The sequence below is a fragment of the Streptomyces sp. NPDC002265 genome, from assembly GCF_040296125.1.
Lineage (GTDB): Bacteria > Actinomycetota > Actinomycetes > Streptomycetales > Streptomycetaceae > Streptomyces.
The window spans coordinates 1-12,595 of sequence record NZ_JBEOWS010000290.1; the positions used below are offsets into that span (position 1 = coordinate 1).

At 70.6% G+C, this 12,595-nt stretch carries 8 protein-coding genes and 2 pseudogenes; 8 read left to right on the forward strand and 2 right to left on the reverse strand.

Annotated features, from left to right (window positions below; translation table 11 throughout):
* Window positions 1–615: 615 nt before the first annotated feature.
* The 3 genes and pseudogenes from ABT085_RS35175 to ABT085_RS35185 form a co-directional block, all read left to right on the forward strand.
* A pseudogene (locus ABT085_RS35175) lies at window positions 616–807 on the forward strand (site-specific integrase); the annotation flags it as partial.
* A 303-nt stretch (window positions 808–1,110) separates the two neighbouring features.
* Entirely contained in the window at window positions 1,111–1,806 is a 696-nt protein-coding gene (locus tag ABT085_RS35180; RefSeq protein WP_351617430.1) for a DUF1963 domain-containing protein, read from the forward strand.
* A 42-nt stretch (window positions 1,807–1,848) separates the two neighbouring features.
* Window positions 1,849–2,007, forward strand: a pseudogene (locus tag ABT085_RS35185) (site-specific integrase); the annotation flags it as partial.
* A gap of 20 nt (window positions 2,008–2,027) precedes the next feature.
* On the opposite strand, the gene ABT085_RS35190 reads toward ABT085_RS35185, so the two are convergent.
* On the reverse strand, window positions 2,028–3,461 hold the full coding sequence (locus ABT085_RS35190; protein ID WP_351617433.1) for a CAP domain-containing protein: 1,434 nt from the start codon (window positions 3,459–3,461) through the stop codon (window positions 2,028–2,030).
* Between the two features lie 211 nt (window positions 3,462–3,672).
* Between ABT085_RS35190 and ABT085_RS35195 the strand changes: the two genes are divergently transcribed.
* The 4 genes from ABT085_RS35195 (at window position 3,673) to ABT085_RS35210 (ending at window position 10,075) form a co-directional block, all read left to right on the forward strand.
* The gene (locus ABT085_RS35195) at window positions 3,673–3,954 is read left to right on the forward strand and encodes an acylphosphatase (protein WP_351617435.1); all 282 of its coding nucleotides are present in this window, start codon (window positions 3,673–3,675) and stop codon (window positions 3,952–3,954) included.
* A gap of 381 nt (window positions 3,955–4,335) precedes the next feature.
* Window positions 4,336–4,539: a hypothetical protein gene (locus ABT085_RS35200; RefSeq protein ID WP_020942469.1), complete on the forward strand. Its 204-nt coding sequence runs from the start codon at window positions 4,336–4,338 to the stop codon at window positions 4,537–4,539.
* Window positions 4,540–4,784: 245 nt separating this feature from the next.
* Window positions 4,785–8,396 (forward strand): chromosome segregation protein SMC, encoded by a 3,612-nt coding sequence (gene smc, locus ABT085_RS35205; protein ID WP_351617438.1) that lies wholly within the window; start codon window positions 4,785–4,787, stop codon window positions 8,394–8,396.
* Window positions 8,397–8,656: 260 nt separating this feature from the next.
* Window positions 8,657–10,075: a sugar porter family MFS transporter gene (locus ABT085_RS35210; protein WP_351617441.1), complete on the forward strand. Its 1,419-nt coding sequence runs from the start codon at window positions 8,657–8,659 to the stop codon at window positions 10,073–10,075.
* Between the two features lie 82 nt (window positions 10,076–10,157).
* On the opposite strand, the gene ABT085_RS35215 is transcribed toward ABT085_RS35210, so the two are convergent.
* Window positions 10,158–11,129, reverse strand: coding sequence for an LLM class flavin-dependent oxidoreductase (locus ABT085_RS35215; RefSeq protein ID WP_351617443.1), 972 nt, complete (start codon window positions 11,127–11,129; stop codon window positions 10,158–10,160).
* Between the two features lie 157 nt (window positions 11,130–11,286).
* On the opposite strand from ABT085_RS35215, the gene ftsY reads away from it, so the two are divergent.
* A complete protein-coding gene (gene ftsY / locus ABT085_RS35220; protein WP_351617446.1) occupies window positions 11,287–12,489 on the forward strand; it encodes a signal recognition particle-docking protein FtsY in 1,203 nt (400 codons plus the stop codon).
* Window positions 12,490–12,595 lie beyond the last annotated feature (106 nt).

Below are 12,595 nucleotides of genomic sequence, written 5' to 3' on the forward strand. Positions count from 1 at the left end.
CGCCCGCCGAATACGAAGTCAACTACTACCTGACGGCCACGAAACGCCTGGTCACAGCCACAACCTAGAGTCTCCGGACAACCCGGTGCGGTTCAGTGGCCTGACCCGCCGAACGATTGACGCTTCGGGCTGTCCTTTCCAGGAATTGTCGGCCAGCTGGGCGGTGCCGTTCTGCACGCGGCCGGTCGAGCGCCTGTGACCTTATAGGTTCGGCGGTGCGTCTGGCCTGTCCAAGAAGGACATCTTCCGCTGCCTCAAACGCTTCATCGCACGAGAGGTCTACAAGCATCTGACCAGCATGAACGATCCACAACTGCACCCCCCACAGGCCACTTGACGTCCTGTAGGAGCTTCCTGGACGCCAGGGGCCGCGTCTGCTCGGCTCTGCCTGGGTCGGCGGTGGACGGGATGGGAGCTCCCTGCGCACGCCCTCTACGGACCCGCAGTCGGCGGCGGCGCCCCCTCCATCCCGGTGCCGGCCGATCCCCCGCCGGAGGCACTGCCTTGACCGTGGGCCGCTCCATGCGGTGATCGACTCATGGCTTCCGGCCCTATCCACATGCGCAGCGCGGGCGCAGCGGAGCCGGGAAGCGCGCCCGGCGGAGCGGAGCGAAGCCGGGGCTTGACGCGGGGGAGAGCATCAAGGCACTCAGCGAGTACCTCGGTCACCACGACCCCGGGTTCACGCTTCGGACGTACACCCACCTGATGCCGTCGAGCGGGACCCGCCCCCGGGCCGCCGTGGACCGCGTCTTCCCGGAGGAACCCCTGACTGACGGTCCCGATACGGACCTGGACGGCTCCTAGGACCCTGACCTGCGCTTATCTCAGTAGCCGAAATGATGACGGGGCTCGACCGTGCTCAGCCGTCATGTCCTGGGCGGCCCAACTGTCATATGGGAGATCTAGAGTCCTGTCATGTCCCGTCACACTCCCAACCGTCCGGTGGACGTGGAGAGCCTGTTTCCTGAGTTGCTCCCCTTCCGCCGTCAGTCCGTCCGGCTGCATCCGCGTCCCGGTTCTCCGGACTATAAGGACAGTTCTGTCGGAGGTCCTTTGCTCTGGCCTGCCGAGGAGGCGTGGCCGGTATGCCGGGAAGAGCACTACGACATGGACACCGCGAGCCGGCTGGAACCCCCTGTGCCCATGGTTCCCATCGTCCAGGTCCATTGTGTCGACGCGCCCGGCGTGCCCTTTCCCGAAGGCACGGACCTGCTGCAGGTCTTGTGGTGCCCCTACGGCCACGGCGAGTTCTGCTACCCCCTGCCCCAGGTCTACTGGCGGGACTCCGGTGCCGTCGGCGACGTACTGCCGACCCCGGTACCAGCGGCTGGGCTGGACGAGGACTGGTACCCGGCCCCTTGTGTGGTCCACCCCGAGCAGGTCACCGAGTTCCCGAGTCGGGATCTGCCGGAGAAGATCTACGACGCGCTCAGAGGCCGCTTCGACGCACTGCTCGCCGAAACCGACCTGTACTACTCCTACCACCTCGCGGAGGCCCCCGGGATCAAGCTGGGTGGCTATCCGAGCTGGGATCAGGAACCGGTATGGCCCGACTGCGAAGGGTGCGGGAGCCGGATGGAGCACCTTCTGACCGTGTCCAGCTGGGAATTCGACGGCGAGTCCTGGCGCACGTGGCTTCCTGAGGAGGACCGGGCCGACGAGAGCGAACCGGGCGGCCGGCGATGGAAGGACAACGCCCACAATCCCGCCGGACTGCACCTAGGCGACGCCGGCGGTGTCTACATCTTCGAGTGCCGCACCTGTCCTGAGCGCCCCATCGGGCACTGGTTCGACTGCTCGTGACCTTCGGGGGGGGGGGGCAGCACACCGGCTCTGTAAAGCGGACTCAGCGAGTACCTCGGTCACCACGATCCTGGGTTCACGCTGCGGACGTACACCCACCTGATGCCGTCGAGCGGGACCCGCACCCGGGCCGCCGTGGACCGCGTCCTCCCGTATGAACCTCCGGCTGACGGCCCCGGGACGGCCCCAGCCGGTTCCTAGGCCCCTGACCTGCGGTTTTCTCAGTAGCCGAAGTCCTGGGTCCACCAAGGGCCGCCCTCGCCGAAGTGCACTCCCACGCCCAGCGTGTTGAAGTCGCAGTTCAGGATGTTGGCCCGGTGGCCGGGGCTGTTCATCCAGGCTTCCATGACGGCCTCGGCGTCCGACTGGCCCCGCGCGATGTTCTCGCCGCCGAGGTTGCTGATGCCCGCCTTCGCCGCCCGGTCCCACGGCGTGGCGCCGTCCGGGTCCGTGTGGTCGAAGAAGTTGCGCTGGGCCATGTCCTCGCTGAAGGCCTCGGCCAGCTGGGTCAGCGAGCCGCTCGCCGTCAGGGCGCTGCATCCGACCTTCGCCCGCTCCTCGTTGACGAGCTTCAGCACCTCGGCCTCGGCCTGCGCCTCCGCGGACACCGTCACCGCGGAGCTTGACTGCTTCGGAGCCTTGGTGGCCGTCGTCGGCTCCTGCGACGGAGTGGTCTCGGCGGTGCCGGGGTCAGCCGTCGGCGCCTTCGAGGGCGTGGTGCTCGGCGTCGCGCTGGGCTTCGGGGCGGCCGGCGCCGTCGGGGTGGCGGCCGCCGACGCGCTCGCCCGCTGGGAGCCGCGGCCGGCCGCCGTGGGGTCGTCGCGCTCGGCCGCGGTGCCGGACGTGCCGCCCTGCTCCGTCGCGGAGTTGGACGGGGAGCCGGCGGCCTGCACGTTGTCGCTGCCGCTGGTGCCACCGCCGAGCCGGTAGTTCTCCAGGCCGGGCACCACACCGGTGGCGACCGCGACGGTGCCCAGCGCGACCGCGGCCGAGACCCCGAGCAGCCCGCTGCGGACCGGGGTCCCGGCGCGCTTCTTGCGACGGCGGTGCGCGGAGCGTCGTACGCCTTCGTCGGGCGTGAAGCCCTCGGACAGGAAGCTGCGGGTGAAGGCGGCGTCGCGGGGGAAGCGGGGATCGCGGACCGGGCGGCTGTCGGCGGCGGGGCGGTCCTCGCGGACGGGACGGTCGGCACGGACGGGACGGGTCTCGTGGACCGGGCGGCTGTCGTGGGCGACGCGCTGGTCCGGGACGGGGTGGCTGTACGTGTTTTCGTACGCGTGTCCGTACGTGTTTCCGTACGCGCTTTCGTATGTGTTTCCGTACCCGTACTGGGACTCGTACCGGGGTCCGTACCCATACCCGTACTCGTGTCCGTACCAGTCGGCGGTGCCCGGCGGGAACGTCATGGTGGAGTCGGACCACGCACCGCCGTCCTGCCGCGGCGCGTAGAGAGGGGCGTCGCTGTGTGCCGTGGTCTCGGGATAAGCGGTCTCGGGGTAGGCGGTGGGGTTCAGATAGGGCGCCGTGCCCATCGCGGTCGGGGCGTCGCCGTACGAGTCCTGCGGGCCGCGGTCGCCCCAGCCGGCTATGGAGGGGTCGTGCGCCTCCATGACCTCCGCGGCGTGGCCCGTGGCGGAGCGTCCGTGGCGTCCCATGTCCTTGCCTTCCTCGTCCTTGCTCGTCCACCTGGTCGACCCGAGCCTGTCCCGAGTCCAGGCGGCCGACCTGGCGGTTTCCCGCATGTCCTGGACGGCCCGACTCACTCCAACGAGTGAGTTTCATATGAGATTCATTGGGTGGGGACGGTACCGCATGACGCAGGGGGAGGAAGTGCCCCCAGGGACATTGGCCGGTTAGGTTGCAGTCATGAGCGAGGATGTGCGGCTGGTCGCCTGGGTGCGTGGACGGGTACAAGGTGTGGGTTTCCGATGGTTCACCCGGGCCAAGGCGCTGGAGATCGGCGGCCTGAGTGGCTTTGCTCTCAATTTGGGCGACGGACGGGTGCAGGTCGTCGCGGAAGGACCGCGTCCGGGGTGCGAGGGACTCCTCGACTGGCTGCGGGGGGACGACACGCCCGGGAGCGTCACCGGTGTCACCGAGATCTGGGACACACCCCGCGGCGGCTACGACGGCTTTGCCATCCGCTGACTCCGCTCGGCACGGAAGCCCAGGTGGGAGCGGAGTGATATGCCACTGGCACCTGCCCGGAGCAGAAAGCTCCTGGTGGTTGCCAAGAACGGCTTGTGGTGGCAAGCTCCGCACGTAAGGATGATCGCCACGCCCCGAGGGCCCCGCAGGAGTCGCAGCGCCGCCGTTTCCAGGCCGCCTGCCGCAGGGTCGCCCGCCAATACGGGGCGTGATCGTGTTGACCGTCAAACTTTTTGGTGAGACGCTGAAAGCCCCGCGCACCTTAGCTGTTTGGCATGGATGAACGGCAGCACGAACTCAAGAGTGCCAAGCACCGCGGGTGCGAATCCCTCACGACCCACACCGCTTCGGTCGGTCACTCAGTGTGGAGGACCATCCATCATGGCAAAGGCGCTTCTCGGTTACGTCGGCGGCTCCGACCCTCGACTCCTCGCCGAGATGCGACGGCTCCAGCAGCGCGTACAGGACCTGGAATCCGAGCTCGGACGGATCCAGGCCGAGAACGAGGCGCTGACGGCTGCCGCTTCTCACGACAGGATCATGGAGAGCATCGACGCACACCAGGCGGAGCCTGCGCTCACCTGATCGCTGCACTGCTCCACAACAGCACACGCAGTGGTTGGGCTGCCCGTATCAACCGCTAAGTTGTCAGAGTGTGCATTAGGGACGCTTCGGCGTCCCTTCTTTCTTCCCCCCGGTCCTGACTGCCCCCGCATCCCTGCCCCCGCGCATCCTTTCACTGTCTTTAACGTCTGGTGTGCCCTGCACGTTCATGGGTGAAACCGCGGGTTCATGGAGTGAGACATCACCGGAAGGTAGAGTCCAGCGGCGTGCACCTCAAGGCGCTGACCCTCCGCGGCTTCAAGTCGTTCGCCTCGGCGACCACGCTCCGGTTCGAGCCGGGGATCACGTGTGTCGTGGGGCCGAACGGCTCGGGCAAGTCCAATGTCGTGGACGCGCTCAGCTGGGTCATGGGCGAGCAGGGCGCCAAGTCGCTGCGCGGCGGCAAGATGGAGGACGTCATCTTCGCCGGCACCACCGGCCGCCCGCCGCTGGGCCGCGCCGAGGTGTCCCTGACCATCGACAACTCCGACGGCGCGCTGCCCATCGAGTACGCCGAGGTCACCATCACGCGGATCATGTTCCGCAACGGCGGCAGCGAGTACCAGATCAACGGCGACACCTGCCGTCTCCTGGACATCCAGGACCTGCTGTCCGACTCCGGCATCGGCCGTGAGATGCACGTCATCGTCGGCCAGGGCCAGCTCGACTCCGTCCTGCACGCCGACCCCATGGGCCGCCGGGCCTTCATCGAGGAGGCTGCGGGCGTCCTCAAGCACCGCAAGCGCAAGGAGAAGGCGCTGCGGAAGCTGGACGCGATGCAGGCCAACCTCGCGCGCGTGCAGGACCTGACGGACGAGCTGCGCAGGCAGCTCAAGCCCCTGGGTCGCCAGGCGGCGGTCGCACGCCGGGCCGCGGTGATCCAGGCGGACCTGCGCGACGCGCGACTTCGGCTGCTGGCCGACGATCTCGTACGGATGCGCGAGGCGCTCGACGCCGAGGTCGCCGACGAGGCCGCGCTGAAGGAACGCAAGGAGGCCGCCGAGCAGGAGCTGAAGAAGGCGCTCCAGCGCGAGGGCCTGCTGGAGGACGAGGTACGGCGGCTCTCGCCACGGCTCCAGCGCGCGCAGCAGACCTGGTACGAACTCTCCCAGCTTGCCGAACGGGTACGCGGCACCGTCTCCCTGGCCGACGCGCGCGTCAAGAGCGCGACCTCAGCGCCCCCGGACGAACGGCGCGGGCGCGACCCCGAGGACATGGAGCGCGAGGCCGCGCGGATCCGGGAGCAGGAGGCCGAGCTGGAGGCCTTCCTGGAGGCGGCGCAGCACGCCCTGGACGACACCGTGGCCCACCGCGCGGAGCTGGAACGCGAACTCGCGGTCGAGGAACGGCGCCTGAAGGACGTCGCGCGCGCCATCGCGGACCGCAGGGAGGGGCTGGCCCGGCTGAACGGCCAGGTCAACGCGGCCCGTTCGCGTGCCGCCTCGGCCCAGGCCGAGATCGACCGGCTCGCCGCGGCGCGGGACGAGGCGCAGGAGCGGGCCGGCACCGCGCAGGAGGAGTACGAGACGCTCAAGGCCGAGGTGGACGGGCTCGACGCCGACGACGCGGAACTCGCCGGCCGGCACGATGCGGCGAAGGAGCAGCTCGCGCTGGCCGAGGCCGCCCTGACCGAGGCCCGCGAGGCGGCCGGCGCGGCGGAACGCAGCCGGGCCGCGACCCGGGCCCGCCACGAGGCCCTCGCCCTGGGGCTGCGCCGCAAGGACGGCACAGGCGCGCTGCTTGGGGCGCGGGACCGGCTGACCGGCCTGCTGGGTCCGGCCGCCGAACTGCTGACGGTCGCCCCGGGACACGAGGTCGCGCTCGCCGCCGCCCTCGGCGCCGCCGCCGACGCCCTCGCGGCGAGCGGCCCCGCCGCGGCCGCCGACGCCATCCGCCTGCTGCGCGAACAGGACGCGGGACGGGCCGCACTGCTGCTCGGCGGCGCCCCCGACGACGTACCACCGCACCCCGACGACGTACCACCGGCCTCCACGACGGATCGGTCGCCCGTCGCCGCCGACCGCCCCGCCGCGGACCTGCCGCCCTTCGCCGCCGACCTCGTCCGCGCCCCCGCCGACCTCATGCCCGCCGTACGACGGCTGCTGCGTGGGATCGTCGTCGTCGCCACCCTCGACGAGGCCGTGGAACTGGTCGGCGCCCACCCCGCGCTCACCGCCGTCACCGCCGAGGGCGACCTGCTGGGCGCGCACTTCGCGCACGGCGGGTCGGCCGGCGCGCCCAGTCTGCTGGAGGTGCAGGCGTCGGTGGACGAGGCGGCCGCCGAGCTGGAGGTGCTGGCCGTACGGTGCGAGGAGCTGGCCGGGGCGCAGCAGGCGGCCGTCGGCCGGCGCGCGGAGTGCGCAGCGCTCGTCGAGGAGCTGGGGGAGCGGCGCCGGGCCGCCGACCGGGAGAAGTCGGCCGTGGCGCAGCAGCTCGGCCGGCTGGCCGGCCAGGCCCGGGGGGCCGCCGGTGAGGCCGAGCGGTCCACGGCGGCCGCGGCCCGGGCGCAGGACGCGCTCGACAAGGCCGTACTGGAGGCGGAGGAGCTCGCCGAACGGCTCGCCGTGGCGGAGGAGATGCCGGTCGAGGAGGAACCGGACACCTCCGTGCGCGACCGGCTCGCCGCGGACGGGGCCAACGCCCGGCAGACCGAGATGGAGGCGCGGCTCCAGGTCCGTACGCACGAGGAGCGGGTCAAGTCGCTCGCCGGGCGGGCCGACTCCCTGGACCGGGCGGCCCGCGCCGAACGCGAGGCACGCGCGCGTGCGGAGCAGCGGCGCGCCCGGCTGCGGCACGAGGCGGCCGTCGCGGAGGCCGTCGCCTCCGGCGCCCGGCAGCTGCTCGGGCACGTCGAGGTCTCGCTGCGCCGGGCGGACGAGGAGCGCGTCGCGGCCGAGGCCGCCAAGGCCGGGCGCGAGCAGGAACTGGTCGCCGCCCGCACCGCCGGACGTGACCTCAAGGCGGAGCTCGACAAACTGACGGATTCAGTTCACCGGGGTGAGGTACTCGGCGCCGAGAAGCGGCTGCGGATCGAGCAGCTGGAGACCAAGGCGCTGGAGGAACTGGGTGTGGAACCGGCGGGGCTCATGTCCGAGTACGGACCGCACCAGCCGGTGCCGCCCTCGCCCGCCGCCGAGGGCGAGGAGCTGCCGGACGATCCGGAGCACCCGCGCAACCGGCCCAGGCCGTTCGTCCGCGCGGAGCAGGAGAAGCGGCTGAAGGCCGCCGAGCGCGCCTACCAGCAGCTGGGCAAGGTCAATCCGCTCGCCCTGGAGGAGTTCGCGGCCCTGGAGGAGCGGCACAAGTTCCTCAGCGAGCAGCTGGAGGACCTGAAGAAGACCCGGGCCGACCTCCTCCAGGTGGTGAAGGAGGTCGACGAGCGGGTCGAGCAGGTCTTCACCGAGGCGTACCGGGACACCGCACGTGAGTTCGAAGGCGTCTTCGGCCGGCTGTTCCCCGGTGGCGAGGGACGGCTGCTGCTCACCGACCCCGACAACATGCTCACCACGGGTGTGGACGTCGAGGCGCGGCCGCCGGGCAAGAAGGTCAAGCGGCTGTCGCTGCTCTCCGGCGGTGAGCGGTCGCTGACGGCCGTCGCGCTGCTGGTGTCGATCTTCAAGGCGCGGCCGAGCCCGTTCTATGTGATGGACGAGGTCGAGGCGGCGCTGGACGACACCAACCTCCAGCGTCTGATCCGCATCATGCAGGAGCTCCAGGAGGCTTCGCAGCTGATCGTGATCACGCACCAGAAGCGCACGATGGAGGTCGCCGACGCGCTCTACGGCGTGTCCATGCAGGGCGACGGTGTCTCGAAGGTCATCTCCCAGCGCCTTCGGTAGTCGCACGCGGGCTGCACCAGCTCGGAGTCATGCCCGCGTACATCCCCAGCTCATTCACTACTTGAACACATACTGGGCCTCCCCTGTCCATAAGCTCACACTCTCAGGATTATTAACTTCGAAACTTGAAGGCATATTCTCTGCGACGTTGCTTATACCTTCAGGTGGTGGGCGGCGTGTTCCTGTGCGCCACTGGAACCATCACCAAGGGCTTGCCCCCACATCACCGGCAGCGACGCCGGTGGCCCGAGGAGTCAGACGTGACCAGCACAGCGCAGGTACCCCCACCCGGAGCCAGGACGGCTCACCCCGACCATCTCGGGCATGTCGTCTTCATCGCGGCCGCGGCCGCGATGGGCGGCTTCCTCTTCGGCTACGACAGCGCTGTGATCAACGGTGCCGTCGAGGCCATCCGCAGCCGCTACGACATCGGCTCCGCCGCGCTGGCGCAGGTCATCGCCATCGCGCTGATCGGCTGCGCCATCGGCGCGGCGACCGCGGGCCGGATAGCCGACCGCATCGGCCGCATCCGCTGCATGCAGATCTCCGCCGCCCTGTTCACGGTCAGCGCGGTCGGTTCCGCACTGCCGTTCGCGCTGTGGGACCTCGCCTTCTGGCGCATCGTCGGCGGCTTCGCCATCGGCATGGCCTCCGTCATCGGCCCCGCCTACATCGCCGAGGTCTCCCCGGCCGCGTACCGCGGTCGGCTCGGCTCCTTCCAGCAGGCCGCGATCGTCGTCGGCATCGCCATCTCGCAGCTGGTGAACTGGGGCATCCTGAACGCCGCGGGCGGCGACCAGCGCGGTCAGCTGCTGGGCGTGGAGGCCTGGCAGGTCATGCTCGGCGTCATGGTCGTCCCGGCCGCCCTGTACGGCCTGCTCTCCTTCGCGATCCCCGAGTCGCCGCGCTTCCTGATCTCCGTGGGCAAGGAGGAGCGCGCCCTTGAGGTCCTCAAGGAGGTCGAGGGCGACAGGACCGACCTGAAGGCCCGGGTCGCCGAGATCGAGCTCGCCATGAAGAGCGAGCACAAGTCCACCTTCAAGGACCTGCTCGGCGGCTCCTTCTTCTTCAAGCCGATCGTCTGGGTCGGTATCGGCCTGTCGGTCTTCCAGCAGTTCGTCGGCATCAACGTCGCGTTCTACTACTCCTCGACGCTGTGGCAGTCGGTCGGCGTCGACCCGACCGACTCGTTCTTCTACTCCTTCACCACGTCGATCATCAACATCATCGGCACCGTGATCGCGATGATCTTCGTGGACCGCATCGGCCGCAAGCCGCTGGCCCTGATCGGTTCGGTCGGTATGGTCGTCGGCCTCGCACTGGAGGCCTGGGCGTTCTCGTTCGACCTCGTCGACGGCAAGCTGCCGGCCACCCAGGGCTGGGTCGCCCTGATCGCCGCCCACGTGTTCGTCCTCTTCTTCGCCCTGTCCTGGGGCGTGGTCGTCTGGGTCTTCCTCGGCGAGATGTTCCCGAACCGGATCCGCGCCGCCGCCCTGGGCGTGGCCGCCTCCGCGCAGTGGATCGCCAACTGGGCCATCACCGCGAGCTTCCCGTCGCTGGCCGACTGGAACCTCTCCGCGACCTACGTGATCTACACGATCTTCGCCGCGCTCTCCATCCCGTTCGTCCTGAAGTTCGTGAAGGAGACGAAGGGCAAGGCGCTGGAGGAGATGGGCTGACCGCCCACCCCGTGAGCCCGGGGAGAAGGGCCAAGTCCCCGCTGCCCCTCTCCCCGTTCCCCGTGGGACCTGCCGCCCCGGCTCAGCCGCCGAGCCGGGGCAGCACGTCCTCGCAGAACAGCCGCAGACTGCGCCGGCCCTCCTCGACGGGCATCCCGCCGGCCAGCGGGTGCAGGACCAGGTTGTCCAGGCCCTGCGCCACGCACTCCTCCGGCGTCAGGACGCGGTACACCCCCTCGGCGCGCAACTGCTCCACCGTGGTGGCCGAGGACCGCACGGCCGACCGGATGTCGCCGGACTGCCAGGAGGCGTAGGTACGGGCCTCGTGCAGGAAGTGGTTCCCGTACGCGGCCCAGACCCGGTCCGGATCCTCGGCGATGTGCAGCAGCGGGGTCTCGGCCGCGGGCATCATCGTCCAGCCCTCGGTGCCGTACTCCGCGAGCCGGTCCTTGTAGTACGCCTCCAGCTCCGGCAGATGCGCGCTGGGGAAGAACGGCAGCCCCAGGCGCGCGGCCCGGCGGGCGGCGGCCTGCGAGGAACCGCCGACCAGCAGCAGGGGATGCGGTGCGGTGAACGGGCGCGGGGTGACCCGCACGGTACGGCCCCGGTAGGTGAACTCCTCGCCGGTCCACGCCTTCAGGACCGTCTCCAGCAGCTCGTCCTGGAGACGGCCGCGCCGCCGCCAGTCCACCCCGAACATGGCGTACTCCTCGGGCCGGTACCCGATCCCGGCCACGGTCACCAGCCGCCCGCCGCTCAGCAGGTCCAGTACGGCGATGTCCTCCGCCAGCCGCAGCGGGTCGTACAGCGGGCCGATCACCGCCGAGACCGTCACCGCCAGCCGCCGGGTCGCGCCGAGCAGGGCGCCCGCGAAGGCGAACGGCGACGGCAGCCAGTTGTCGGCGACGCCGTGGTGCTCCTCGGTCTGCACGGTGGTGATCCCGTGGTCGTCGGCGTACCGCGCCATCTCCAGGGCCGCCGCGTAGCGCTCGTGCAGCGCCGCGGGCGTGGCGTCGGGGGCGACGAGATTGAGGCGTACGACGGTGACGGGCATGGGTCCCCCTTCGGGTCGGCGAGGAGGACGGTAGCTGACGACTCGTCAGATTGCCATGCGGTGGCCCGTCCGGCCCGGGTCCGCGGGGCGGCGCGCCGGGCTGGAGGAAACCACAAGCTGGGCCCTGCCTGGGTCCATGACAGATACTGGACGGGTTATGGAAACCGTCATCCTTGCTGTAGTCATCGCCGTGGTCGTGCTCGGCGCGATCGGCGCGCTCGTCGTCGGCAGCCGACGGACGAAGTCGCTGCCCCCGCCGCCGCCCTCCGCGCCCGACATCACCGCGCCTCCGGCCGAACCGCAGGTCGGCGAAGAGGCCGAGACGCCGCGTGAAGAACCGCGCCGCACGATAGAGGAGGTGGATCTTCCGGAGGCCTCGGCCCCGGTAGCCGTCGAGGAGCCCGCCGCCGAAGAAGCTCCGGTCATCGAGATCCCGGAGCCCACCGCCGGGCGGCTCGTCCGTCTGCGCGCCCGACTCTCCCGCTCGCAGAACGCCCTGGGCAAGGGCCTGCTCACCCTGCTGTCGCGCGAGCACCTCGACGACGACACCTGGGAGGAGATCGAGGACACGCTGCTCACCGCCGACGTCGGCGTGATGCCCACCCAGGAGCTGGTCGAACGGCTGCGCGAACGGGTGAAGGTGCTCGGCACCCGCACCCCCGAGCAGCTGCGCGGCCTGCTGCGCGAAGAGCTGCTCACGCTGGTCGGCACCGATTTCGACCGCACGGTCAGGACCGAGCCCGAGACCAGCAAGCCCGGCATCGTGATGGTCGTCGGCGTCAACGGCACCGGCAAGACCACCACCACCGGCAAGCTCGCCCGGGTCCTGGTCGCCGACGGCCGGACGGTCGTCCTCGGCGCCGCCGACACCTTCCGTGCCGCCGCCGCCGAGCAGCTCCAGACCTGGGGCGAGCGGGTCGGCGCCCACACCGTGCGCGGGCCCGAGGGCGGCGACCCCGCCTCCGTCGCCTTCGACGCGGTGAAGGAGGGCAAGGACATGGGGGCGGACGTCGTCCTCATCGACACCGCCGGCCGGCTGCACACCAAGACCGGGCTCATGGACGAGCTGGGCAAGGTCAAGCGCGTGGTCGAGAAGCAGGCCCCGCTCGACGAGGTGCTGCTCGTCCTCGACGCCACCACCGGCCAGAACGGGCTCGTGCAGGCCCGGGTGTTCGCCGAGGTCGTCGACATCACCGGCATCGTGCTGACCAAGCTGGACGGCACGGCCAAGGGCGGCATCGTGGTCGCGGTCCAGCGCGAGCTGGGCGTGCCGGTCAAGCTGATCGGGCTCGGCGAGGGTGCCGACGACCTGGCGCCGTTCGAGCCGGAAGCGTTCGTCGATGCCCTTATCGGGGAGTGACCCCCACCCGGCCGTCCGGCCGGTGAACGACGGGCCACCCGGCCTCTGGGCGAACGCCCGGCCGGGTCCCCGAACGGAGAAGGGCCCCACCGCATGGTGCAGATGC